A 24554-nucleotide genomic window follows, 5' to 3' on the forward strand; every position below is an offset into this window, starting at 1 on the left:
AGTATGAACAGGATTATAACGGTGAGCCGTGAATTTGGAAGCGGTGGGAGAGAATTTGGCCGCAGACTGTCAGAAGAACTGGGAATTGCATATTATGATCACGAAATCATAAGCCAGATTGCAAAGAGAACAGCTCTTTCGGAAGAATATGTACAGAATATTGTGGAACACCACCGGTTCCGTTCCTTCCCGATTACCATAGGGAGAAGCTTCTACCCGCTGCTGGACCCGGTCTTTGAGCAGTGCATAGCCGTCTATCAGGAGCAGACGCGCATTATTAAAGAGATGGCGGAGCAGTCGGACTGTGTGATTGTGGGTCGGTGCGCGGACTATATTCTGAGAGAAGAACAGCCGTATCGTATTTTCATCTATGCGGATATGGAGAGCAGAATACGCCGCTGCCGGGAGAAGTCTTCCGGAGAGGAAGGACTGACAGATAAGGAACTGAGACAGAACATAGCCCTGATTGATAAAAAGAGGGCAAAGTATTATCAGGATTACACAGGGAGACGCTGGGGAGACAGATTGAACTATGATCTGTGCGTGAATACGACCCAGACAGTGATCAAGGAAATGGTTCCTGTGCTTGCAAAGCTTTTTATGCAGTAAAATTCATGCTAATCATACAATCATCTGAGGACCTGCAGCCGCAGCTGCAGGATCGGAGAAGATGTCGGGTGCGCCCGGTTATTGTCAGGATAACCGGGCGCATTTTTTGTGCGATACACCCGGCAGGCATTTGCTGATGGTTTTTATGGCTGGCAATCTGTCCATACAGGGCAGTTGACCATAAAGAACAAGTTACAGAAAGGATGGAAGAGTTGTGAAACTGATTTTAAAATTTTTGAAGCCGCACTGGAAACTGTGCGCGGCCACGGTTTTGTTTTTAGTTATCGATGTGGCAGGAGCTCTGTATATCCCGACCCTGGCGGCGGAAATTCTGAACGAAGGGACATCGGGAAGCGATTTTAGCATTCTTTTGGGAACAGGAATCCAGATGGGAATTGCATCCCTGATATCAGGCGTATGCGCCATCACAGGCGGCTATACCTGCGCTGTCCTGTCGGCAAGACTGGGCAGAGACATGCGGGAGGTTGTCTATAAGAAATCGCTGAAGCTCTCGATCTATGATTTCAGACAGTTTGGTACGGCGTCTATTACGACCCGTACGGTATCGGATGTGACTACGATTCAGTTTGCGGTAACGAGCTGTATTCAGATGATTCTGCCGGTGCCGGTGATTTTCGTGCTGGCGCTGGCGCTTGCTTTCCGGCTGGATGTGGAAATGGGCTTCCTTCTGCTGGGAGTGGTTCTTGTTGTGCTGCTGCTTGCCTTCGGCATTATGAAGAGCGCCGCTCCGCTGTTTCGAAAGCTGCAGAAACTGCTGGACCGTATGAGTACGGTACTGCTGGAAAATATCACGGGTGTCCGGGTAGTGCGCGCCTTTAATAATGAAAAGCGGGAGGAAGCGCGTATGGCGGAGGCATACTCTGACTATGCGGACACCTCTATCCGGGCAAACCGCCGCTTCGCGAATCTGGACGGTTTGTCATTCTTCTGCATTAATTTTTTCGTCGTAGTGGTATACTGGCTCAGCGGCGGCCGTATCAGCGCAGGCCATCTTCAGATCGGCGATATTACCGCAGTGATCGAATACGCGATGATGGTGCTGTTCTTTCTGATGATGGCGCAGATGGTGATTCTGACCCTGCCGCGAGCCCTGGAGTGCTGCGAGCGAATTCGTGAGGTACTGGACTGTCAGCCGGAGATCCGGGACCTGGTATCCGAGGACCCGAAGGAGGACCCGGATAATAAGGAAGTGCTTTCCTTCCGCGATGTGTCCTTCCGGTTCGCGGACGCAGAGGAAAATACGCTGCACCGGCTGAATTTTACCTGCCGCCGGGGCGAGACGACGGCTATTATCGGAGGAACCGGAAGCGGAAAGTCTACGATCGCGCTTCTGATGCTCCGGTTCCATGATGTGACGGCGGGAAAGATCTGCTTAAACGGCACAGATATCCGCCGGATGACCCAGAAAAATCTCCGGGATCATATCGGATATGTCCAGCAGAAGGCGTGGCTGTTCTCCGGAACGATTGCGGATAATTTAAGATACAGCAGACCAGACGCCACAGATGAAGAACTGATGCACGCGGCAGATGTAGCCCAGGCGGGAGACTTTATCCGTTCACTGCCGGACGGCCTGAATTCTTATGTGGCCCAAGGCGGAACCAACTTCTCCGGCGGCCAGAAGCAGCGTCTCTCCATTGCAAGAGCGCTGGTGAAAAAGCCGGAGCTGTATATCTTCGACGACAGCTTTTCCGCTCTTGACTTCAAGACGGACGCGGCTCTCCGCAAGGCCCTTGCTTCTGAGACGGAGGATGCGGCTGTGGTGATCATTGCCCAGAGAGTCAGCTCCATCCGCCATGCGGATCAGATCATCGTGATCCATGAGGGCGAAATGGCGGGCATAGGAACTCATGACGAGCTGATGGAAAACTGCCCGGTATACCGGGAAATCTCAGATTCACAGACGAAGGAGGCGTAGGACATGGTTCAGAATCATAATACAAATAAGGCGCAGAATGTATGGAAGACGGCTGCGCGTCTGGCAAAGAGGCTCCACGGACAGAGAATCCGCCTGACTGTGGTGGCGGTTTCGATTGTGATTTATGTGGGCCTTAGTATCTGGAATCCCCTTTACAGCGCCAGAGTAATTGATCTGCTCTGGACGAACATCCAGAGCGCCTGGAAGAATGGAACTCCCTTTGTAATCACCTGGAACCATATGGGAAGAGAGCTGGTACAGCTGATGATCCAGTATTTCTTCACCTGGATTTTCTATTATCTTCAGTCGTACCTGATGGCAAACGTGGCGGAGACTCTGACCTGCTCTCTGCGTACCGAGATTTCCTGCAAGCTGAACCGGCTTCCCTTACGGTTCTTCGACCGGAACAAGGCGGGAGAGATCTTAAACCGTGTGACCAGCGACCTGGATAAGGTGGCGGAGGTGCTGCAGACCGGTCTTCTGAAACTGATTGTGGCGATTGGCACCATTATCGGCTCTCTGATCGTTATGTTTTTGTACAGCGTGCCGCTGACGGTGATCTTCCTGCTCTTTATGCTGGCGGCCATACTGGTGACAAACATGGTCGCGAAGAAAAGCCTGGAGAGCGCGGCGGCAAGACAGGAGACCATCGGAGTCCTGACAGGTATTGCAGAGGAATATTATAAGGGACGAAACGTAATCAAGGCCTATAACCATGAAAAACAGAGTATTGAGCAGGTGCGGGCGGCTGCGGAGGATAACCGGATCGCCAGCCAGAAGGCAGACTTCCTGACGAACTGCGTGAACCCTCTGATCCGTCTGCTGACCCGTATCGCCCATGTGGTGATCGCGGTGATCGCCGGAAAGGCTATGATCGAGGGAAGAATGACCGTCGGCGTCGTGCAGGCGTTTTTCCAGTATGTGAACCAGACTGCCGAGCCGATGACCGAGGCTTCTTATATGATCAACTCTCTGCAGTCGGCCATCGCCTCCGCGGAGCGTACCTTTGAGCTCCTTGATGAGGAAGAGGAAGTCCCGGACAAAGCAAATGTAGCGGCGGCAGAGCGCGCCAAAGGGCATATTGCATTCGAGCATGTAAGCTTTGGCTACGATCCGGGCGAGCTGCTGATGAAGGATATCAGCTTTGAGGCGAAGCCCGGACAGAAGATTGCGGTAGTGGGGAGTACAGGCGCGGGCAAGACGACGCTTATCAACCTGCTGATGCGCTTCTATGAGATTCATGGAGGAGGAATCACCATAGACGGGGTGGCATCCACAGACATGAGCCGGAGCGGACTGAGACACAACTTCGGCATGGTGCTTCAGGATACCTGGCTGTTCGGCGGGACGATTGCGGAAAACATCGCTTATGGGAAGGCAGACGCGCCCCGCGAGGAGATCATTGCCGCAGCGAAGGCCGCGAAGGTGGATTATTTTATCCGCACCATGCCCAAGGGCTATGATACGGTGCTGGACAACGAGGCTTCCAATCTGTCCGCAGGACAGAGACAGCTTCTGACAATTGCCAGAGTATTCCTCTGCAATCCGCCGATTCTGATCCTCGACGAGGCGACTTCAAGCGTGGACACCCGTACCGAGGTGGAGATCGGCAAGGCTATGAAGAAGCTGATGAGCGGACGCACCAGCTTTGTGATCGCCCACCGGCTTTCCACAATCCGCGACGCGGATATTATCCTGTTTATGGAAAAGGGAACTATCATCGAGCAGGGCAGCCACAAAGAACTGCTGGAAAAGAACGGTGCTTACGCGAAGCTGTATTACAGTCAGTTTGAATAATGCGGTTCTGCCCAGAGGAGCTGCCGCAGGTTTTATAAAATACGAAATACTGCTGTAACAGGGACTCTGCCCTATGCCGGGGCAGAGTCCTTCATATATTCGGACATCAGGGCAAGAAACCGTTTCAGCACAGGATGATCGTGATTTTTCTGATAATAGATTCCGAAAGAAATCTTCGGAAAGCCGGTTACGGGAATGTAGCAGAGGCCCGGCTCTCTGGCAGGAATGATATCCAGGTAGAGGGTATATCCCATCTGCGCCCTTACAAGGGCTAAGGTGCTTTCTATATTTTCTGCCAGATATCTGTGCTCGGAGGGAAGGTTTGAAAGGATACGGCTCTGAATGGTGAACAGGAAATCCGGAATCTGGCGGGGAGAGCAGGCGACGAAGCTTCCCGTAAGCTGCCGCCTGGACAGCGACTGACAGGCGGCAAGGGGATGCTCCGGGGAGCAGATACAGACTACGGGAGCCTGGCAGAGCTCTTTAAAAGAAAGCGGGGATTTCTTCTGTTCACCTCGGATGCCCAGAGCCGCGTGTACCTGATTATTTTCCACCAGCTGCAGAAGAGAGGGAAAAGGATTCACCCGGATGGAGGGCCGGAGCTGGGGAAATTCTCCCGCGAGCTTCCTGAGAACAGGAGGAAACAGTTTCAGCTCCGTGTAGTCGTGGCAGCCCAGCTCCAGGGGCAGCAGATGTTCCGGTCTTCCCAGCCGCTCCCTTGCAGAGAGAGCGGTCTTCAGGATAAGCCGCGCGTCGGCAAGGAACAGGAAGCCCTCCGGCGTAAGCGACACATTCCTTCCTGTGCGGTCAAAAAGCTTTACATCCAGCTCCTCCTCCAGAGACTGAATCTGATGGCTGACCGCAGGCTGCGTGATTTTTAAGACCTGGGAAGCCTTGGAAAAGCTCAGGTGCTCCGCCGCGGTCACAAAACATTCTAACTGTATGGTATTCATAAAAAGTCTCCTGTAATATCTGATTATAAAAAAGATTGATAGTATCTTATAAAATATATTGATGAATTATAGCAGATCCGGATTCAGAAAGCAAGAAAAAAGAATGGGGGATGGAAGATAAGAAATTACAATATATAACTATAAAATATTTTTATATGTTATAACATTTTTCGATTTTACATTTATAAAAATGTACGTTAGTATTTTATACGGTACGGATGCCCCCGGCTGACAGGAATACATACAGGCGCTTCTTTCAGCCGGGCGCAAGACTGCGCCGCAGCCGGACCATTTGGAGAATGAAGAATACTTCTGCCCAGCCTGAAAAGGCGAGGTACAGGAAGATGTAAAATGAAAACAGACAGGAGGTTTTTGAAACGTGAGAAAAGTGTTGCAGCAGCTTAAGCAGTACAAACGAAATACCTTTTTATGTATCGGACTGACTGCCCTGGAAGTTATTATGGAGATTCTGATGCCCTTTGTTACGGCGATTATCATAGACCGTGGACTGGAAGTCAGCAATCTGCCGGTGGTCTACCGGTACGGAGCCCTGATGGTGCTCATGGCCTTTTTAAGCCTGATTTTCGGCGCAATGGCAGGTAGGAACGCCGCGGCCGCGTCCTCCGGATTGTCGGCCAATCTGCGTGAGGCCATCTACGCCAATATCCAGACCTTTTCCTTTTCCAATATTGACAAATTCAGCGTGCCGGGCCTGGTGACCCGAATGACCACAGATATCACCAATGTGCAGAATGCGTTCATGATGGTGATCCGCGTGGCTGTCCGGGCTCCGCTGAATCTGATTTTCAGCTTTGCCATGTGCATGATTATCAGCCCGCGCCTGAGCGCCATGTTCCTGATTGCCGTGGTGTTTCTGGTCATCGTCATCGGTTCCATCATGGTGATTACACTGAAAATTTTCAATCAGGTCTTTAAGCGGTACGATGATCTGAATGCCAGCGTCCAAGAAAACGTATCCGCCATCCGTGTGGTTAAGGCGTTTGTCCGGGAGAACTATGAGAATGTGAAGTTCTCAAAAGCTTCCAAAATGCTTTATGATCTTTCTGTGAAAGCGGAGGGGCTTCTGGCCTTCAACAACCCGGCCATGATGGTCGCTGTGTACTTCTGCATTATTTCCGTCTCCTGGTTCGGCGCTCAGTACATTGTGGGCGGTTCCATGACCACCGGCGATCTGACCAGTCTGTTCAGCTACATCATGTCTCTTCTGATGAGCCTGATGATGCTTTCCATGGTGGTAGTTATGATCAGCATGTCGCTTGCCAGCATCCGCCGTATCAGCGAGGTGCTGAATGAGAAAGCGGACCTGGGCGATCCGGAGAATCCGGTGATGGAGGTTCCCGACGGGCGTATTGATTTTAATCATGTAAACTTTTCCTATAAGCATGGCAGCGGTGAGAAATCCCTGTCTGATATCGACCTGCACATTGCCAGCGGCGAGACCATCGGCGTCATCGGCGGTACGGGGGCGGGAAAAAGCACCCTGGTAAATCTGATCTGTCGTCTCTATGATGTGGACGACGGCTCTGTCTGTGTGGGCGGCGTGGATGTGCGCAAATATGATACGGAAGTCTTAAGAAACCAGGTATCCGTGGTGCTTCAGAAGAATACCCTGTTTTCGGGAACGATTCTGGATAATCTGCGCTGGGGCAATCCGGACGCCACAGACGAGGAGTGCGTGGCAGCCTGCAGGGCGGCCTGCGCCGATGAATTCATCGACCGGCTGCCGGGCGGCTACCATACGATGATTCAAAGGGGAGGCTCCAATGTCTCCGGCGGACAGAAGCAGCGTCTGTGTATTGCACGGGCCCTTCTGAAAAAGCCCCGGGTACTGATTCTGGACGATTCCACCAGCGCTGTGGATACGGCTACGGACGCGAAGATCCGCGCCGCGTTCGCGGAGCAGATCCCCGGCACCACGAAGATCATCATTGCCCAGCGTATTTCCAGCGTACAGTCTGCGGACCGGATTCTGGTGCTGGACGACGGCCGTATCGACGCCTTTGATACCCATGAAAATCTGCTGGAGAACAACGCCATCTATCAGGAAATTTATCATTCCCAGATGGAAGGCGGCGGTGACTTCGACCAGCCCGCGTAAATCAGGAAGGAGGAAAACAGATCTATGAACAAAAAACAATCAAGACCTGAAGTGGGCATAGCCACAAAATTGATTAAAAGAGTCATTCGTTATATGCTCCATTATTATAAAATCCCGTTTCTGTTCGTCATTGCCTGTATTTTGATTACAGCCATCGCCACGGTTGTGGGGGCGACCTTCCCTCAGACCCTGGTGGACGATTATATTACGCCCATGCTGGCGAACGGCTCCAGAGATTTCAGCGGCCTGGCCGCAGATCTGGTCCGCCTGGCCTGCGTGATGGGGCTGGGCGTTATAACGGCGTTCACCTATAACCGGATTATGGTCAATGTGAGCCAGGGAACTATGCTGCATTTAAGAGACGATCTGTTCCGGAGAATGGAATCTCTTCCCATCAAATATTTTGATACCCACGCCCACGGCGACATCATGTCCGTCTATACCAATGATGTGGATACTCTGCGGCAGCTGCTGAGCCAGAGTATTCCCCAGATTATCAACTCTGTCATCACCATGGCGGCGACTCTTGTCACCATGATACTTCTGAATCCCGCGCTGACGGTTATTTCCATTCTGACGGCTGTGGTCATGCTTCTGGTGACCTCGACCTTTTCGAGACTGTCCGGAAAATATTACATCCGCCAGCAGATTGACCTGGGCGCGGTAGACGGCTTTATCGAGGAAATGCTGGACGGCCAGAAGGTGGTCAAGGTCTTCTGCCATGAAGAGAAAGCCATGGATGACTTTCATAAGGTAAATGAGAAGCTTCGGGACAGCACAAATAAGGCCAACGGCTACGCAAACCTGCTGATGCCCGTAAATGCCAATATCGGCTGGATCAGCTACGCGCTGGTGGCCATTGTGGGAGCCATTCTCGGTATCAACGGCCTGGCCGGCGTGACCATCGGTACTGTCGTTACCTTCGTGGGACTGAATAAGAGCTTCACAAACCCGATTACCCAGGTAAGCCAGCAGATCAACTTCGTGGTAAACGCGGCGGCCGGAGCCCAGCGTGTATTTGATCTGATGGATCAGGAGCCGGAGAAGGATGAAGGCTATGTGGAGCTGGTGAATGTAAAGGAAGATGAAGACGGCAGTCTGACAGAATCCGCAGAACGCACAAATCTGTGGGCCTGGAAGCATCCGCACAAGGCGGACGGAACAGTTACGTACCGGAAGCTGGAAGGAGGCGTGGTGTTCGACGACGTGGATTTCGGCTACACGGAAGACAAGATTGTGCTGCATCATATTACGCTGTACGCGAAGCCGGGACAGAAGATTGCCTTTGTAGGCGCTACAGGCGCGGGCAAGACCACGATTACGAACCTGGTCAACCGGTTTTACGATATCGCGGACGGGAAAATCCGCTATGACGATATCAATATCAATAAGATCAAAAAGCCGGATCTGCGCCGCTCGCTGGGAATCGTGCTTCAGGATACCCACCTGTTTACCGGAACGGTCATGGACAATATCCGCTACGGCAAGATGGACGCCACCGACGAAGAATGCATCAAGGCCGCAAAGCTGGCCAACGCCGACGGCTTTATCCGCCGTCTGCCCGACGGCTATCAGACCATGCTGACTGGAGATGGAGCGAACTTAAGCCAGGGACAGCGCCAGCTTCTGGCCATCGCCCGCGCGGCTGTGGCAGATCCGCCTGCCCTGATCCTGGATGAGGCGACCTCTTCCATCGATACCCGTACCGAGAAGCTGGTGCAGGCCGGCATGGACGCGCTGATGAAGGGACGCACCACCTTTGTAATCGCCCACCGTCTGTCCACGGTCAAGAATTCGGACTGTATCATGGTAATGGAGCAGGGCCGGATCATCGAGCGCGGAACCCACGACGATCTGATTGCGCAGAAAGGAAAATATTACCAGCTGTATACCGGAAATTTTGCGGATTAGTTTACAAACTGATTTTGCGAGACAGTGTTCCGCACAATAATCAAGGCGGGAAAGCCCCAAGAAGGCTTCCCGCCGTTTCAATTCCCGCAAACAAGTATCCGCATGGATGTGGATTTGAAGACATAGGCGCAGAGAAATGGCTGCTGCCGTGCCGGAACATATTGTGGCTCTGCCACCGTATAGGGAAACCTGTACGGCGGTTTTGCTGTAATGGAAAAAGTTCTGTATATCTGAAATTAAATATTTTCGTGATGATGGTTGTAATTTTGACGGAAGCAGAATATAATAAAAATGTGATCGCAATACACAAAAACTTTAATAAAAATGTGATTTTAATGCATGTATATATTAATAAAAGCGTGAAGGAGTGTGTATATGGAACGACTGATTATGAAGAAGCTGCTGGACTGGAAAAATTCTCCTTACCGCAAACCGCTGATCTTAAAGGGTGTGCGCCAGGTGGGTAAGACCTGGGTTCTCAAAGAATTCGGCAGGCGCTATTATGAGAATACAGCTTATTTTAACTTTGATGAGAACGAAGAGTACAAGCAGTTTTTCGAGACTACCAAGGATGTGGATCGTATTTTGCAAAATCTGATGCTGGCCAGCGGTCAGAAGATTGTACCGGAAAAGACCCTCATTATTTTTGACGAAGTGCAGGACTGTCCCAAGGTTATCAACTCTATGAAGTATTTCTGCGAGAATGCTCCGCAGTATCACATGGCCTGTGCCGGTTCTCTGCTGGGGATTGCTTTGGCCAGGCCATCTTCCTTCCCGGTGGGCAAGGTCAACTTCATGCAGATCGACCCTATGACCTTCACGGAATTCCTGCTTGCCAATGGTGACGGAAATCTGGCGGAGTATCTGGAGGGCGTGGATACCATCGAGCCGATTCCTGACGCCTTTTTCAATCCTCTCTATGAGAAGCTCAAGATGTACTATGTCACCGGGGGAATGCCGGAACCTGTGCTTATGTGGACGGAAGCGCGGGACGTCTCCGCCATGCAGGAAGCCCTGTCTGATATTATTGGCGCCTATGAGCGTGACTTTGCAAAACACCCCAATGTCAGTGAGTTTCCGAAGATATCGATGATCTGGAAGTCCATCCCGTCCCAGCTGGCAAGGGAGAATAAGAAGTTTCTCTACAGGGTGGTCAAAGAGGGCGCAAGAGCCCGTGAATACGAGGACGCCCTGCAGTGGCTGGTGGATGCCCGGCTGGTGCATAAGGTCTACCGCAGCACCGCTCCCGGCCTGCCCATGTCTGCCTATGATGATCTGTCCGCATTTAAGATTTATCTGGTGGATGTGGGTTTGCTCCGCCGTCTGTCCCAGCTGGCCCCTACAGCCTTCGGTGAGGGCAGTCGCCTGTTCACCGAGTTCAAGGGCGCACTGACTGAGAACTTTGTTCTGCAAACCCTGGTTACGCAGTTTGAAGCAGCTCCCCGGTATTGGAACCAGAGTAATCCGCCCTATGAAGTGGATTTTCTGGTTCAGCGTGAAAATGATATTTTTCCTGTGGAGGTCAAATCTGAGGCGAATACCACCAGCAGAAGCCTCCGGAAATTCAAAGAACTGTTCCCGGATCAGACCAGGCTCCGTATCCGGTTTTCTTTGAATAATTTGAAGCTGGACGATGATGTTCTGAATATTCCCTTATTTATGGCTGACCAGGTGAACCGGCTCATTGGGCTGGCGCTGGAACAGCGGCAGGTTTTTCTTTAATGAAAATGCCTCCTCTGCAAACCCGCAGGTTTTCACTGACCAACACATTGTTTCTTCTATAAAAAGAAGAAAAAGCCTATAATAACAGTCAGGAAGGAGATGCGGATCATGCAGAAATTTGTATATGAATACGCGACAAAAGTTTATTTCGGCGAGGGAGCAGCGAGAGAGCATCTGGCGGAAGCTGTTTCCGGATATGGGAAAAATGTAATGCTGGCCTACGGCGGCGGTTCCGTAAAGAAAAACGGAATCTACGATGAGCTGAAGACGATCCTGGAGAACGCGGGCAAGACCGTGACAGATTTCTCCGGCATCATGTCGAATCCCACCTACGTAAAGGTGCAGGAGGGCGCAAAACTGGCAAAGGAGCAGAAGATTGATTTCATTCTGGCTGTGGGCGGCGGCTCCGTTATTGACTGCTGCAAGATCGTGGCGGCTCAGGCAAAGACGGACAAAGATCTCTGGGAGATGGAGATGACAGAGCATCAGTTTCCTACAGAAGTGCTTCCCATGGGCGCGGTGGTGACGGCTTCCGGTACGGGAGCGGAGATGAACGGCGGGGCCGTGATCACCAACGAGGAGAAAATCATCAAGGCCGGCATGGCAGCGGCGGCTCCCAGGTTTGCCATTCTGGACCCGGAGTACACCATGTCCCTGCCTCATATGCAGGTGATTTCCGGAGCCTTTGACACCTTAAGCCATGCCATGGAGACTTACTTCGGAAATTCTGACCAGGATAACGTATCGGATGACGTAGCCCTTGCGATCATGCGCAATACAGTGGTAAATATGCGCCGTCTTCTGAAGAATATCAATGACATTCAGGCCCGGAGCAACCTGATGTGGGACTCCGCAATGGCGGAGAACGGAATCCTGAAAGTGGGCAGAGTCACAGACTTCCAGGCTCATCAGCTGGAGCATCAGCTTGGAGCCTATACGGACTGCAACCACGGACAGGGACTGGCCGTGATCCATCCGGCTTATTACCGTCATATTGTAAAGGACGCAAAGGAGAAATTCGAGCGGTTCGGCAAAGAGGTCTTCGGCGTGGAAAGCGCCGGGGAGAGCTTGGAGGCTCTTGCGGCCTTTATCAAAGAATGCGGACTTCCCACAAAGATGGGTGAGCTTCGCTCGAAGACCGAGATCACGCCGGAGCTTTTAAAGAATGTGGCAGATACCTGCAATGTGATCAAATGCAATCCGCGGGAACTTGGCCGCGATGAGATCTATGAGATTCTGATGGAATGTATGTAACGCAGGCTTTCATAGATACTTTTCTATCTACCGGCGGGAAGAGGAGAGGTTCGTCTATCAGCCGGGAAGCGTCTGCCGGGGCAAAGCGCCTGTTCCACGAAAAAAGAGTTGCAATCATGGGGCTTTGATTATACAATACTGTTCGGAGAGGAATCCATTCTGCAAGACTCCTCTCCGGATTTTTATGTGGAAAACCAAGGCAGAACAGTGTAGAGAAGACGGATGAGGAAAAGACCTATGATACGATTTTTCAAGCGGCATAAGATCACCTGCCTGCTGCTGTTTATACTGGCTTATCTGATTATGGGGGCTGTGGCTCCTTTTTTCGCGTATCCGAAGATTGACGGGAATACAGCCGGCGGGTTCGGTTCAAAAAGCTTCCGCATGAATGGAACAGGGCCGGAACGGACCGCTCTCCTGGAGACGAATATGAGCGCCTGGGAAGAGCGTATGCGGCTTTTAAGCCAGGCGGAGGACCGCATTATTCTCTCCACCTTTGACATGAGAGAAGGCGAAAGCACCAGGGATATCCTGGCGGTTCTTCAGGAAAAAGCAGATGAAGGCGTGAAGATCCGGATTCTGGTGGACGGAGTCAGCGGCGCGGTCCGCATGGAAGGCAGAGAGCTATTCTATGCCCTGTCGTCCCACCCGAATGTGGAGATCCGCATCTACAACCCGTTAAATCTTCTGACTCCCTGGAAACTGATGGGGCGGATGCATGACAAGTATGTGATCGTGGATGAAAAAGCCTATCTTCTGGGCGGACGCAACACCTTTGATTACTTTATCGGAAATTATACGGATGAGAATGTAAGCTATGACCGGGAGGTTCTGGTCTATAATACGGAGCCGGGAAATCCCGACACCTCTTTAAAAGAGCTGGAAGCTTATTTTGAAGGAGTCTGGAATCTGGACATCTGCAAACCCTTCCATGATAATGAGGCGCTGGCCAAAAAGAAGAAAGTCAAAGAAGAAAAGACGTTTCTGAAAGAACGGTACGCTTCCCTGACTGCGGAATATCCGGAATTGTTCGATGGCTCCTGGGATTATGAGGCGCATACCTATGAGTCAGGAAAGATTACGCTGCTGTCCAATCCTACACACCCTTATGGGAAAGAACCGGTGCTCTTTTATGAGCTGACAGAGCTGATGGGACAGGCCCGGGAACGAGTGATTTTTCAGTCTCCCTATGTCGTCTGCAACTCCTGGATGTATGAGCGCCTGACAGAGCTTGGCGATAAGGTCCCGGATATCCGGATTCTGCTGAATTCTGTGGAAAATGGAGATAATTTTGTGGCTTCCAGCGATTATCTGCGCCATAAAGATAAGGTGGTCGCTACAGGAATCCCCCTTTATGAATACGACGGCGGCATCTCCAACCACGGGAAGAGCGCGCTGATTGACGGGGATTTATCTGTGATAGGCTCCTATAATCTGGATTTGCGCAGCACCTATGTGGACACGGAGCTGATGCTTGTGGTGCAGAGCGAGGAACTGAATCAGGAGCTGGAGGGATATCTGATGGCCATGCAGGAGGATTCCAGAAAAATCATTGACGCAGACACCTATGAAGCTCCGGAGCATCTGGAGATCCAGACCGCGCCGCTGATGAAGCGGATCGCCTGGGCTGTCTTCGGCTTTGTGGTCCAGCCCTTCCGGTGTCTGGTCTGAATCTGGCCTGAAAATACTTGCAGGAAGCTGCGGAATCAGTTACTATGACAGAAGAGTTCTATGCCCGGCGGATCTGCGGGGCGTGATATTGGAAAGTATGAGGAAAGAGACATGAGCAATTACGCGGAAATTCAGGCTCTGGCTCCGGCTGCGGAGCCGGAGCGCCAGTACTATTTTATAGAGGTATGTAGACGGAAGGTGCAGGAGGAAAGCAGGAGGCTTGGCCGCCCGCTGACTTTCTGCGTGACGACCTTCGGCTGCCAGATGAATGCCCGGGACTCCGAGAAGCTTGCCGGAATTCTGGAGCAGGCAGGCTATCAGCCGGCAGAGGCGGAGACAGCTGATTTTATAATTTACAATACCTGCACGGTCCGGGAAAACGCCAACCTGAAAGTGTACGGTCATCTTGGGCTTTTAAAACACCGGAAAAAGGAACGGCCGGGCCTTCGCATCGCGCTCTGCGGCTGTATGATGCAGGAACCGGAGGTCATTGAGAAGCTGAAAAAAAGCTACCGTTTTGTGGATCTGATCTTCGGCACCCACAATATTTTCAAATTCGCAGAGCTTCTGGCTGAGAGTCTGGAATGCGGAGGACAGATCATAGATATCTGGAAGGGAACCGATCAGATCGTGGAGGATCTGCCCGTGGAGCGGAAATACTCCTTTAAATCCGGAGTCAATATCATGTTTGGCTGCAATAATTTCTGCAGCTACTGTATCGTTCCCTATGTACGCGGTCGGGAACGAAGCCGGAGACCGGAGGACATTCTAAAGGAAATCCGAACCCTGGCGGCGGACGGCGTGACAGAAATCATGCTGCTTGGCCAGAATGTGAATTCCTACGGAAAGACTCTGGAGGAACCCCTCTCCTTTGCGGAGCTTCTGAAAAAAGTGGAAGAGATCGAGGGAATCCGCCGGATTCGGTTCATGACCTCTCACCCGAAGGATCTCTCAGACGAGCTGATTGAAGCCATGAAAGCTTCAAAGAAAATCTGCCGCCACCTGCATCTGCCTCTGCAGTCGGGAAGCACCCGGATTCTGAAGGCCATGAACCGGCGGTATACCAAGGAGCAGTATCTGGAACTTGCAGGAAAGATCCGAAGAGAAATTCCGGATATTTCTCTGACCACAGATATCATCGTGGGTTTTCCGGGAGAGACAGAGGAGGATTTTCTGGATACGCTGGATGTGGTGCGCCAGGTGCGCTATGACAATGCCTACACCTTTATCTATTCCAAGAGAACCGGGACTCCGGCAGCAGCCATGGAGGATCAGGTGCCGCCGGAGGTGACAAAGGATCGGTTTGACCGGCTGCTGGCCCTGGTGCAGGAACAGGCAAAAGAGCAGACTGCCCGGTTTGCCGGAACTGTGCAGGAGGTACTGGCGGAGGAGGTAAATGATCATAAGCCCGGTTACCTGACCGGAAGAATGAGCAATAATCTTCTGGTCCATTTTCCGGGAGACGCTTCCCGGATCGGAGAGTACCTTACCGTACGGCTGGAGGAATGTAAGGGCTTCTATTATATGGGGACCGTGATAACGTCATCTTAAATCAACCTTTTATATATTCCAGGCCGGGAGCCGGACAGCCGGAGCCCGGCCTTTTCAGGTGACAGCCGGAATGGATTATGTTATAATAAAATTCTGAAGAAAAGCCGGGGTCAGCGTGCCGGACCTGCCGTCCTGACCGCTGACACTGAAGAGAAACGAGGACACGTATATGGAAATGAAGCGCTGCTGCCTGCGGTATCCCTATTTTTCCGTCAAGACACAGAACGGACTCTCATATGGCGGAAGCCAGACCTGGTGCAGTTCCCGCACGATGCAGAAATATGGCTGCGGGGTGGTCGCCATGGGGGATGTGCTTTTGTATATGGGAATCCACCGCCTTTCCTGCAGTACCGATCTGCAGTATGGAATTTTGAGAGAAGACGGAAATCTGTCATACCCCAGGTATGAGCGTTACCTGCGGAAAATACGCAGAAGATATCTGGGCATTATTCCGGGCTTTGGGGTGCCAGGATTTCTGGTTCCCCACGCCATGAACCGCTACTTCCGCCATTATAAGATGGATTTTCGGGCCCGATGGTGTATCAGCCATGAAAAGCTGTATTCACGTATAGAAGAAAGCCTGGCCAGGGATCTGCCGGTTCTTCTGGCTGTGGGCCAGAACATTCCGTTCTGGAGAAAACACAAGCTCTGTCTGTATCGTCAGGAGAACGGACTGTATTTTCCCGCCGCCGAGGTAAAGGCTCATTTTGTGGTGGTGACAGGACTGGAGAACGGCTATCTGCAGATCTCTTCCTGGGGAAAAGAATACTATATTTCCTGGCAGGAATTTGAAAAATACGTCAAAAAGTACAGCAGTTTTCTGGTCAGTAATATCTGTCTGATTACGGAAAAGAAAGCTTCAGAAAAGAAGAAAGGGAAAAAAGACGGCTTCTCCGGCGGAGAAGGAGGCGGATTATGAACAGCTTTTTTGCAATGATGTCCCGGATGAAATACATTGACCGCTGGGCTCTGATGCGCAATTCCCGGCAGGAAAACTTAAGCGAGCACAGTCTGGAGGTCTCCATGATCGCCCATGCCCTGGCGGTGATCGGGAACACCTGCCTGGGAAAAGAACTGGATGCTCAGAAAGCGGCGGTATTCGGCATGTACCACGATGCCACCGAGATCATTACAGGTGATATGCCTACACCGGTAAAATACTATAATTCCCGGATCAAGGATAGTTATAAAGATATCGAGCATCAGGCTTCCCGGACGCTGCTGTCCATGCTTCCGGAACGTATGCAGGATGCCTATCTTGAGATATTTGAAAAAAAGGAAGAAGACGCCTATCTCTGGAAACTGGTGAAGGCGGCGGACAAGCTGTCTGCCTACATCAAATGTATTGAAGAGGAGCAGGCGGGAAACCGGGAGTTTATCAGTGCCAGAGAGATGGCTCTGAACCATATCCGGAGTATGAAGCTTCCGGAGACAGAGCTTTTTCTGGAGTATTTTATAGACGCATACGGAAAAAATCTTGATGAACTTACAGGAGGAGAGGCATGAGCGAAAATAAGGATTTCGGATTTTGTCCCCGATGCGGGGCTCTGATGCAGAATGGCGTATGCAGAAGCTGCGGCTATACGGACCGCAGAGCGGCTGGCGGTTCTCAGACGCAGGACAGCTCCCGGACGGCAGAAGCTTATGGACAGTCTCAGCGGCAGCCTTATCAGAGTGCGCCGGCTATGCAGCCGCGGCAGAAGAAGCACAGGGAAAAGGGGCTGATGATTGCTCTTGCAGTCACCGGCGCAGGCTTCCTTCTGATTCTGCTGATCCTTGCCGCTGCCTTTTTCTTCAGTTCCATAGGGAAAACAGTAAATTCGGAAAGCTCCTGGGACAACGGTTATTATGACGGCGGCTACTATGACGATGATTACTACGACGATTATGGCTATGATTCCGGGTACTATGTTCCGGATGAGGATGATCCCTATTACAGAGAGATTGTAGATTCCACGAGGACAGATCTGAGCTATGGAATCTCCTGGATCGTGGATTCCATTACGCCGGACGATGAAGAGGACTACTGCACCTATTATTCCACCTACCCGCTGCTGGATGGGGACGGGGATTACAGCGCGGTAAACAGAAAAATTACACAGGCGGCTCTGGAATACAGAGACAGTTATCAGGAGTATTCCGGAGGAACTTCCACCCTGGGCTATGTCACCTACATGGATGAGGAGATGATAAGCATTGTATTTCAGCACAGTCTTTATGGAGATCAGGGGACGCTTCCGCGTGTATCGGCTCTGACTTTTGATCTGGAGACCGGAGAACTGTTAGAGCCCGGGGAAATGATAACAGTGGACGAGGAGCTGGTGATGCGTTTCCGATCCCAGAATCAGACACAGAATGGCGCAGTTGCTTATCTGGACAATCTCAGCGATGAAGTGTTTCTTTCTATCCTGAACGATCCGGACCAGAGCTTTTACTTTTACTCTCCGGTAGGACTGGAAGCCGGTTTTAATTATGAAAGCGAAGAATACGGCAGCGGCTGGGTGAGCGTCACGCTGAAGGAGCTGGCGCTATGATGAAGATAGGAAGCCACATTTCATCGGCCAAAGGGTATGAGGCAATGGGAAAGCAGGCGCTGAAGCTGGGGGCCAGCACCTTTGCCTTTTTCACCCGCAATCCCCGGGGAGGAAGCGCCAAAGCTGTCTCAGAATCTGATGTGGGAAAGTTTCTGGCCTTATGGAAAGAAAAAGGGTATGGAAAGATCGTCGCTCATGCGCCCTATACGTTGAATGCCTGCTCGGACAAAGCGGAAGTACGGCGTTTCGCTCATGAGGCATTTTCAGAAGATCTGGCCCGAATGGAATATACCCCGGGAAATTATTATAATTTTCATCCCGGAAGCCATGTGGGGCAGGGAGTGGAGACGGGAATCAGACAGATTGCGGATCTTCTGAATGAGTGTCTGTATGAGGAAATGACGACCACGGTTCTGCTGGAGACCATGGCCGGAAAGGGCAGCGAGATAGGAAGAAACTTTGAAGAGCTGCGCGCGATCCTGGATAAGGTCCGCCTTTCAGAAAAGATGGGCGTCTGCCTGGATACCTGCCATGTCTGGGATGGCGGCTATGATATCGTAAACCGGCTGGAAGAAGTTGTTGAGGAATTTGACCGGGTCATAGGCCTGAAGCGCCTGAAAGCCATCCACATCAACGACAGCATGAATGGATTGGGAAGTCACAAGGACCGTCATGCCCGGATAGGAGAGGGACAGATTGGGTGGGAGGCCTTTGTGCGGATCATCCATCACCCCGCGCTTCGGGAACTGCCCTTTATTCTTGAGACCCCCAATGACGACGCAGGCTGGATGAAAGAGATTTCCATGCTGAGAGAAGCATATGGGGAAACCAAAAAAGAATAAAAGGGTAGAAAAAAGAAGAGAGAACAGAAGAGAGTAGAATAGAACAGAGACGCAGATACCGCCTGATACCTTATCCGGCCGCCGGGCCGGACAGATATCAGGCGGTATTTGATTTTCGTTATCTGGTTTTTATGTCTGTCTTCCGGTCAGCCGGACTCAGGCATCTTTCTTTTCTTCCTCGGAGCTGTCCTCTTCTGGAAGCTTTGTTACCAGAATCTGCTCGATCCGCTTGTCCTGAATCTTCTGTATCTCGAAACGGAGTCCGTCGAGCTCTACAGTCTGAAGATCATTCTCTTCCGGAATGTATCCAAGCTCATCCAGAAGAAGTCCCGATATGGTATCGTGGCTTTCAGATTCCAGTTCGGTATCCAGCTCATCATTCAGATCGTTGATAGTTACCAGACCTTTGAGCAGCCAGGTATGATCGTCGATCTCCTCAATCTTCGGTTCATCATCGTCATCTCCTGTGTCATCGATGGGACCCATAACCTCTTCCACCAGGTCTTCGATGGTTACGATTCCGGAGAATCCGCCGTATTCGTCTATCAGTACGGCAATATACTGATGGGAGTCCTGAAGCTCCTTGAACAGTTCGTCAATATTTTTGCTTTCCAGTACAAAATATGGCTTATGGAGCAGAGAACGAATATCCACATGTTCAAAACCGCAGCGCCTTGCCTCCAGAATAAAATCTTTCATATACAGAATACCGATAATATTATCAATATCTTCCTCGTATACCGGAATCCTGGAATGACGTGTAGCCAGCATCTCATCCAGATAGGAAGAGAGCGGTTCGTCCACATCGATGGCATAGACATCCGTACGGGAAGTCATGACTTCCCTTGCCAGAATATCGTCAAACTCAAATACAGAGTCAAGCATCTCCGATTCATATTCGTCAAACAAACCGGACTCCACGCCATTTTCGATCAGGGCGCGGATCTCTGCTTCCGATACTTTCTCTTCCGATACCTCATCATGCATTCCCACCAGACGAAGCACCAGTCCGGTAGATACAGAAAGCAGTTTTACGAACGGCGATGTGATTTTTGAAAAAACCCGAATCGGGCCTACTACAAACATGCTGAAGGATTCCGCCTTCTGCTGAGCGATACGCTTTGGCACCAGCTCTCCTAATACCAGGGTAAAATAGGAAAGAATCAGAGTGATCACAACTACGGACAGGGTGTCGCTGTTGGGGATATGTAAGTTCACCAATACAGCTTCCAGTCTTCTGGAAATACCGGTAGCGGCAGAAGCACTGTTGAAAAATCCTGCCAATGTAATCACGATCTGTATCGTAGAAAGAAAACGTGAGGGTTCTTTTAAAAGCTCCAGGACCTGGGCAGCCTTTTTGTTGCCCTCCTCGGCTTTTTGCGACAACTTGCTGGGGCTGGCGGATACAAGCGCCATCTCCGCGCCGGCAAAAAAAGCATTCAATGCCGTCAGAAATACAAGCAATAGTAACTGCAGCCATAAATTGTCAGGGTCAGAATCCATAGAAATAAAACCTCCTAAAATAAAGAAAATAAAAATATATATAACGTTTTCAATTTTAGCACATATTTTCACATTGCTCAAGAAAATTTTAATTTTTCTTGAATTTGTTGTTTTTTATACTGCCAGACGGTATAATATCGGTAAGATAGTAAACGAAAGCCGGCCATGTGCCGGACAAAGAAAAATTTCATACAACAACATAAGGAGATGAGACAATGAAGCTGACGTTTCTTGGCGCGGCCCATGAGGTCACGGGAAGCTGTCATATGCTGGAAGCCTGCGGCAGAATCATGCTGATAGACTGCGGCATGGAGCAGGGGCCTGATATCTATGAAAATCAGGATATCCCCGTAGATGCCGCTCATATCGACTATGTATTTCTGACTCACGCGCACATTGATCATTCCGGTCTTCTGCCTCTGCTCTATAAAAGAGGCTTCCGCGGAGCGGTTTTCACCACTTACGCCACCTGGGATCTCTGCGAGATTATGCTCCGCGACAGTGCCCACATTCAGATGTTTGAGGCGGAATGGCGCAACCGGAAAGCCAAAAGAGCCGGAAAACCGGAATATGTGCCGCTCTACACCATGGAGGACGCGGACGGAGTCATGAAGCTTTTCTGCGGCTGTCCTTACGGAGAACGCATCCAGATAACGGACGGGATCGAAATCCGCTTCACAGATGTGGGGCATCTGCTCGGCTCTGCCTGCATTGAAATCTGGCTGAAGGAAGGCCGGGAGGAGAGCAAGCTGCTCTTTTCCGGAGACATCGGAAATATCCATCAGCCAATTCTGAAGGACCCGCGCACGGTAGACATGGCAGATTATGTTATTATGGAATCCACTTACGGAGACAGAAGCCATGGGGAACGGCCGGATTATATCAGCGCCCTGACAAAGGTCCTTCAGGAAACCTTCGACCGGGGCGGCAATGTGGTGATTCCTTCCTTTGCCGTAGGACGTACCCAGGAAATGCTGTATTTTCTCCGGGAGATCAAAAGCAGAGGACTGGTCAGCGGACACGGAGATTTTCATGTCTATGTGGACAGCCCGCTGGCAGTACAGGCCACCACAGTTTTCAACAAAAACATGTATGAGTGTTTCGACGAGGAGACGCTTGCTCTGGTAAAGGCCGGCGTCAATCCCATCAGCTTTCCGGGACTCCGGCTCTCGATTACCAGTGATGAATCCAAAGCCATCAATTTTGAGGAAGATCCGAAGGTGATCATTTCCGCTTCCGGCATGTGTGAAGCGGGCCGCATCCGCCATCATCTGAAACATAACCTCTGGCGTCCGGAATGCACCATCTTGTTTGTAGGTTACCAGGCAGTGGGCACTCTTGGACGGTCTCTGGTGGAAGGCGCGGAGGAAGTAAAGCTTTTCGGCGAGCCGGTGGAAGTCCGGGCTCGAATAGAGACGCTGGCAGGCATCAGCGGACACGCGGACAAACAGGGACTGATTCAATGGATAGACGGGCTCCGGACAAAACCCAGACGGGTCTTTATCGTCCACGGCGAGGATCAGGTCTGTGACAGCTTTGCGGAATGTTTGCGCAGCGAGCATGGCTACAGCACGGCGGCGCCTTACAGCGGAGAAAGCTGGGACCTGGTTTCGAACGTCCGCGTTGCGGAAGGCAGCCGGGAGCGCGTCGTGAAGCGCGCGAAAGCGGCAAAACAGACCTCAACGGTCTATGACAGGCTTGTAGACTGCGGAAAGCGTCTGATGAGCCTGATAGAAAAGAGCAAAGGCTTTGCCAATAAGGATCTGGCAAAATTCGCGGATCAGATTCAGGCGCTTTGCGATAAATGGGAAAAATAACGGGGGATAAAAAAGGATGGACACAAATGAAAAACAGCATCTGACTCCGGCGCAGCGCCGCCGGAAAATGGAAATGAAAAAAAGGAGGCAGAAAGAACTTCAGCGAAGAAAAAGACGGAAAAAGATTCTGATTGGCGCGGCAATTGCCGTATGCGTCGTGATTCTGGCGTTTTCCATTTACCAGGTAATCCGGCTGGTGGGCCTTGGGTCTTCAGATATTTCCGCGAAAGGGGAGACTTTTGTCATTGCCCTGGACCCGGGACATGGTGGAGAAGACACCGGAATGAGCAGCGGAGAAGCCGTTGAAAAGGAGATAGATCTGAAGATCTGCTCCAAGCTGAAAATCATGCTGGAGAGCCAGGGATATCAGGTGGTTCTCACAAGAGAGGATGATACCCGCCTTTCCAAGGAAGAAAGAGCGGCTCTTGCAAACGAATCAGGCGCGGATCTTCTGGTGAGCGTGCACTGCAATTACTCAGAGACAGATGCTTCCCTGTCAGGGGCAGTGACCTGCTTCCGTCAGGGAGATAAGCAGAGCAAAGCTCTGGCTGAGAATATCCAGACGGATCTTACCGCAGAGACGGGCGCGGCAGACGGCGGCGTATCAGCCGGCAGCTATACAATTTTGAATGATACGGAGATGCCGGCAGTTCTGGTACAGCCCGGCTACCTCAGCAGCGATACAGACGCGGGAAGCCTGGCGGAGGACAGCTACCAGAATGACGTAGCCAAGGGAATCGCATATGGAATCCTTGCAAGCCTTGACAGAGGATAACAGCAGCCGGTTTATCTGATACTATATGGTCTGATCATGTGATACAATGGAGTGTCCGGGGAGCATGCATCCCCGGACATCCTGCTTTTCAGAAAGAAGTGAAGAAAAGAAGAAAGGGGAATGAAAGAGATATGTTAAAGGAGCTGGTAATGAAAAACAGAAGTTACCGCGGTTTTGACGAAAGCTTCCGGTTCAGCCGGGAGGAACTTCTGGAGCTTGTGGACTTGACAAGATACACCGCTTCCAGCGTCAACGAACAGCCGCTGAAATACTACATTGCCTTTGAGAAAGAAGAAGTGGAACAAATTCTGCCTCTGACCATGTGGGCCCGCGCGCTGAAAGACACGCAGCTTCCTCATTCCGGAATGGGTCCTTCTGCTTTTATCATTATCTGTCAGGATATGAATATCAGCGCCAATACCACGCGGTTTCAGCGTGATGTGGGAATCGCGGCCCAGACGATTCTTCTGGCGGCCGTAGAAAAAGGACTTGGGGGCTGCATGATCGGAAGCTTCCGGAAGCCGGAGCTGAAAAGTCTTTTGGGCCTTTCGGAAGGAATAGAACCGAATCTTGTGGTGGCCCTTGGAAAACCGGCTGAAAAAGTCATTCTCACTGAGGTGGGCGCAGACGGAAGTACAGCTTATTACCGGGATGAAAACGATGTTCATTATGTACCCAAGCGCAGGCTGGAGGATATCATTCTGTAAGAACATGTATCAACAGGGGAATTTTTCTGCCTTTTATCAAAAAATTGGAAATGAATTGTCAGATTATATTAAAGGAACAATTGATATTATATATTTAATTTTTCTTTTATAATTAATTTATAATTCCTTAATACATTTTAGCACTCGTTCATTGACAGTGCTAACAAAAAGGACTATGATATGTATTGTCAAGAGGGAAAGGAAAAGGAACCGATAGGAACCCGGAACCAGAACCTCCAGATAAAAACAAAAACCAATGGATTCAGATAAAAGGAGCGATAAATATGTTAACACCGAGTGTATTTGGAAAAGATTTCTTTGATGATTTTGATGATATGTTTAATTTCCCGTTCTGGGACGATCGCGATATGAAGAAGATCGAGAAAAAGCTGTATGGCCGCAGAGGCAAAAATATGATGAAGACAGATATTAAGGAGACGGATACAGCTTATGAGCTTGAGATGGATCTGCCGGGATTCCAGAAGGATGAGATAAAGGTATCCCTGGAGAACGGATATCTGACCATCAGCGCCGCAAGAGGCCTGGACAAAGATGAACAGGATAAGAAGAGCGAGAAGTATATCCGCAGAGAGCGTTATGCAGGAGCCTGCCAGAGGAGTTTCTATGTGGGTGACGCCGTAAAGCAGGAGGATATCAAGGGCGAGTTTAAGCATGGTATCCTGAAGCTGACGATTCCGAAGAAGGAAGCGAAACCGGAAGTGGAAGAGTCGAAATATATTACGATTGAGTAAGGAAAGTGCAGATAAATTAAGAGGCCTTTTCATCAATGACGGATGATTGAGCGGAAGTGCCGCTCGTTACATTCAAAAATCCGGTGCCTTCTCTGTTT

Annotated in this window: 19 protein-coding genes; 17 read left to right on the plus strand and 2 right to left on the minus strand. The window is 50.8% G+C overall.

Translation table 11 applies throughout. The annotated features are described in order from the left end of the window. The first annotated feature begins 3 nt into the window (after positions 1-3). The 3 genes from B5E82_RS04500 to B5E82_RS04510 all read left to right on the plus strand — a co-directional run bounded on the left by B5E82_RS04500 (position 4) and on the right by B5E82_RS04510 (position 4345). On the plus strand, positions 4-609 hold the full coding sequence (locus tag B5E82_RS04500) for a cytidylate kinase-like family protein (protein WP_087306228.1): 606 nt from the start codon (positions 4-6) through the stop codon (positions 607-609). 214 nt (positions 610-823) lie between these two features. Continuing rightward, a complete protein-coding gene (locus tag B5E82_RS04505) occupies positions 824-2548 on the plus strand; it encodes an ABC transporter ATP-binding protein (protein ID WP_087306230.1) in 1725 nt (574 codons plus the stop codon). Positions 2549-2551: 3 nt separating this feature from the next. Next, complete coding sequence (locus B5E82_RS04510; RefSeq protein WP_087306232.1) at positions 2552-4345, plus strand: ABC transporter ATP-binding protein; 1794 nt, start codon at positions 2552-2554, stop codon at positions 4343-4345. A 71-nt stretch (positions 4346-4416) separates the two neighbouring features. Here the strand turns inward: B5E82_RS04510 and B5E82_RS04515 are convergent, their stop codons facing one another. Beyond that, positions 4417-5298, minus strand: coding sequence for a LysR family transcriptional regulator (locus tag B5E82_RS04515; protein ID WP_087306234.1), 882 nt, complete (start codon positions 5296-5298; stop codon positions 4417-4419). Positions 5299-5677: 379 nt separating this feature from the next. On the opposite strand from B5E82_RS04515, the gene B5E82_RS04520 reads away from it, so the two are divergent. The 10 genes from B5E82_RS04520 (at position 5678) to B5E82_RS04565 (ending at position 18902) form a co-directional block, all read left to right on the plus strand. Further along, positions 5678-7417, plus strand: coding sequence for an ABC transporter ATP-binding protein (locus B5E82_RS04520; protein ID WP_087306236.1), 1740 nt, complete (start codon positions 5678-5680; stop codon positions 7415-7417). A 24-nt stretch (positions 7418-7441) separates the two neighbouring features. After that, positions 7442-9328, plus strand: a complete 1887-nt coding sequence (locus tag B5E82_RS04525) for an ABC transporter ATP-binding protein (RefSeq protein WP_087306238.1) — start codon at positions 7442-7444, stop codon at positions 9326-9328. A gap of 375 nt (positions 9329-9703) precedes the next feature. Then, positions 9704-11050: an ATP-binding protein gene (locus B5E82_RS04530; protein ID WP_087306239.1), complete on the plus strand. Its 1347-nt coding sequence runs from the start codon at positions 9704-9706 to the stop codon at positions 11048-11050. A gap of 108 nt (positions 11051-11158) precedes the next feature. Then, positions 11159-12304, plus strand: a complete 1146-nt coding sequence (locus B5E82_RS04535) for an iron-containing alcohol dehydrogenase (RefSeq protein ID WP_087306241.1) — start codon at positions 11159-11161, stop codon at positions 12302-12304. Positions 12305-12541: 237 nt separating this feature from the next. Beyond that, a complete protein-coding gene (locus B5E82_RS04540) occupies positions 12542-13975 on the plus strand; it encodes a phospholipase D family protein (RefSeq protein WP_330398268.1) in 1434 nt (477 codons plus the stop codon). Between the two features lie 111 nt (positions 13976-14086). Next, positions 14087-15526 carry a tRNA (N6-isopentenyl adenosine(37)-C2)-methylthiotransferase MiaB gene (gene miaB, locus B5E82_RS04545; protein ID WP_087306572.1) on the plus strand — a complete coding sequence of 480 codons (1440 nt, stop codon included), beginning with the start codon at positions 14087-14089 and terminating at the stop codon, positions 15524-15526. Positions 15527-15695: 169 nt separating this feature from the next. Continuing rightward, on the plus strand, positions 15696-16445 hold the full coding sequence (locus B5E82_RS04550) for a hypothetical protein (RefSeq protein WP_087306245.1): 750 nt from the start codon (positions 15696-15698) through the stop codon (positions 16443-16445). Continuing rightward, positions 16442-17032, plus strand: a complete 591-nt coding sequence (yfbR, locus tag B5E82_RS04555; RefSeq protein ID WP_087306247.1) for a 5'-deoxynucleotidase — start codon at positions 16442-16444, stop codon at positions 17030-17032. Before B5E82_RS04550 ends, yfbR begins: the two co-directional genes overlap by 4 nt. Then, positions 17029-18060 carry a hypothetical protein gene (locus B5E82_RS04560; RefSeq protein WP_087306249.1) on the plus strand — a complete coding sequence of 344 codons (1032 nt, stop codon included), beginning with the start codon at positions 17029-17031 and terminating at the stop codon, positions 18058-18060. Before yfbR ends, B5E82_RS04560 begins: the two co-directional genes overlap by 4 nt. Then, positions 18057-18902 carry a deoxyribonuclease IV gene (locus tag B5E82_RS04565; RefSeq protein WP_087306251.1) on the plus strand — a complete coding sequence of 282 codons (846 nt, stop codon included), beginning with the start codon at positions 18057-18059 and terminating at the stop codon, positions 18900-18902. Before B5E82_RS04560 ends, B5E82_RS04565 begins: the two co-directional genes overlap by 4 nt. A 156-nt stretch (positions 18903-19058) precedes the next feature. On the opposite strand, the gene B5E82_RS04570 is transcribed toward B5E82_RS04565, so the two are convergent. Further along, entirely contained in the window at positions 19059-20405 is a 1347-nt protein-coding gene (locus B5E82_RS04570) for a hemolysin family protein (protein WP_087306253.1), read from the minus strand. 215 nt (positions 20406-20620) lie between these two features. On the opposite strand from B5E82_RS04570, the gene B5E82_RS04575 reads away from it, so the two are divergent. The 4 genes from B5E82_RS04575 to B5E82_RS04590 all read left to right on the plus strand — a co-directional run bounded on the left by B5E82_RS04575 (position 20621) and on the right by B5E82_RS04590 (position 24456). Continuing rightward, positions 20621-22222 (plus strand): MBL fold metallo-hydrolase RNA specificity domain-containing protein, encoded by a 1602-nt coding sequence (locus tag B5E82_RS04575; RefSeq protein ID WP_087306255.1) that lies wholly within the window; start codon positions 20621-20623, stop codon positions 22220-22222. Between the two features lie 16 nt (positions 22223-22238). Next, positions 22239-22997: an N-acetylmuramoyl-L-alanine amidase gene (locus tag B5E82_RS04580; RefSeq protein WP_087306257.1), complete on the plus strand. Its 759-nt coding sequence runs from the start codon at positions 22239-22241 to the stop codon at positions 22995-22997. A gap of 131 nt (positions 22998-23128) precedes the next feature. After that, the gene (locus tag B5E82_RS04585) at positions 23129-23704 is read left to right on the plus strand and encodes a nitroreductase family protein (protein ID WP_087306573.1); all 576 of its coding nucleotides are present in this window, start codon (positions 23129-23131) and stop codon (positions 23702-23704) included. A gap of 284 nt (positions 23705-23988) precedes the next feature. After that, entirely contained in the window at positions 23989-24456 is a 468-nt protein-coding gene (locus B5E82_RS04590) for an Hsp20/alpha crystallin family protein (RefSeq protein ID WP_087306259.1), read from the plus strand. Positions 24457-24554 lie beyond the last annotated feature (98 nt).

Source organism: Lachnoclostridium sp. An138 (assembly GCF_002160765.1).
Taxonomy (GTDB): Bacteria; Bacillota; Clostridia; order Lachnospirales; family Lachnospiraceae; genus Laedolimicola; species Laedolimicola faecalis.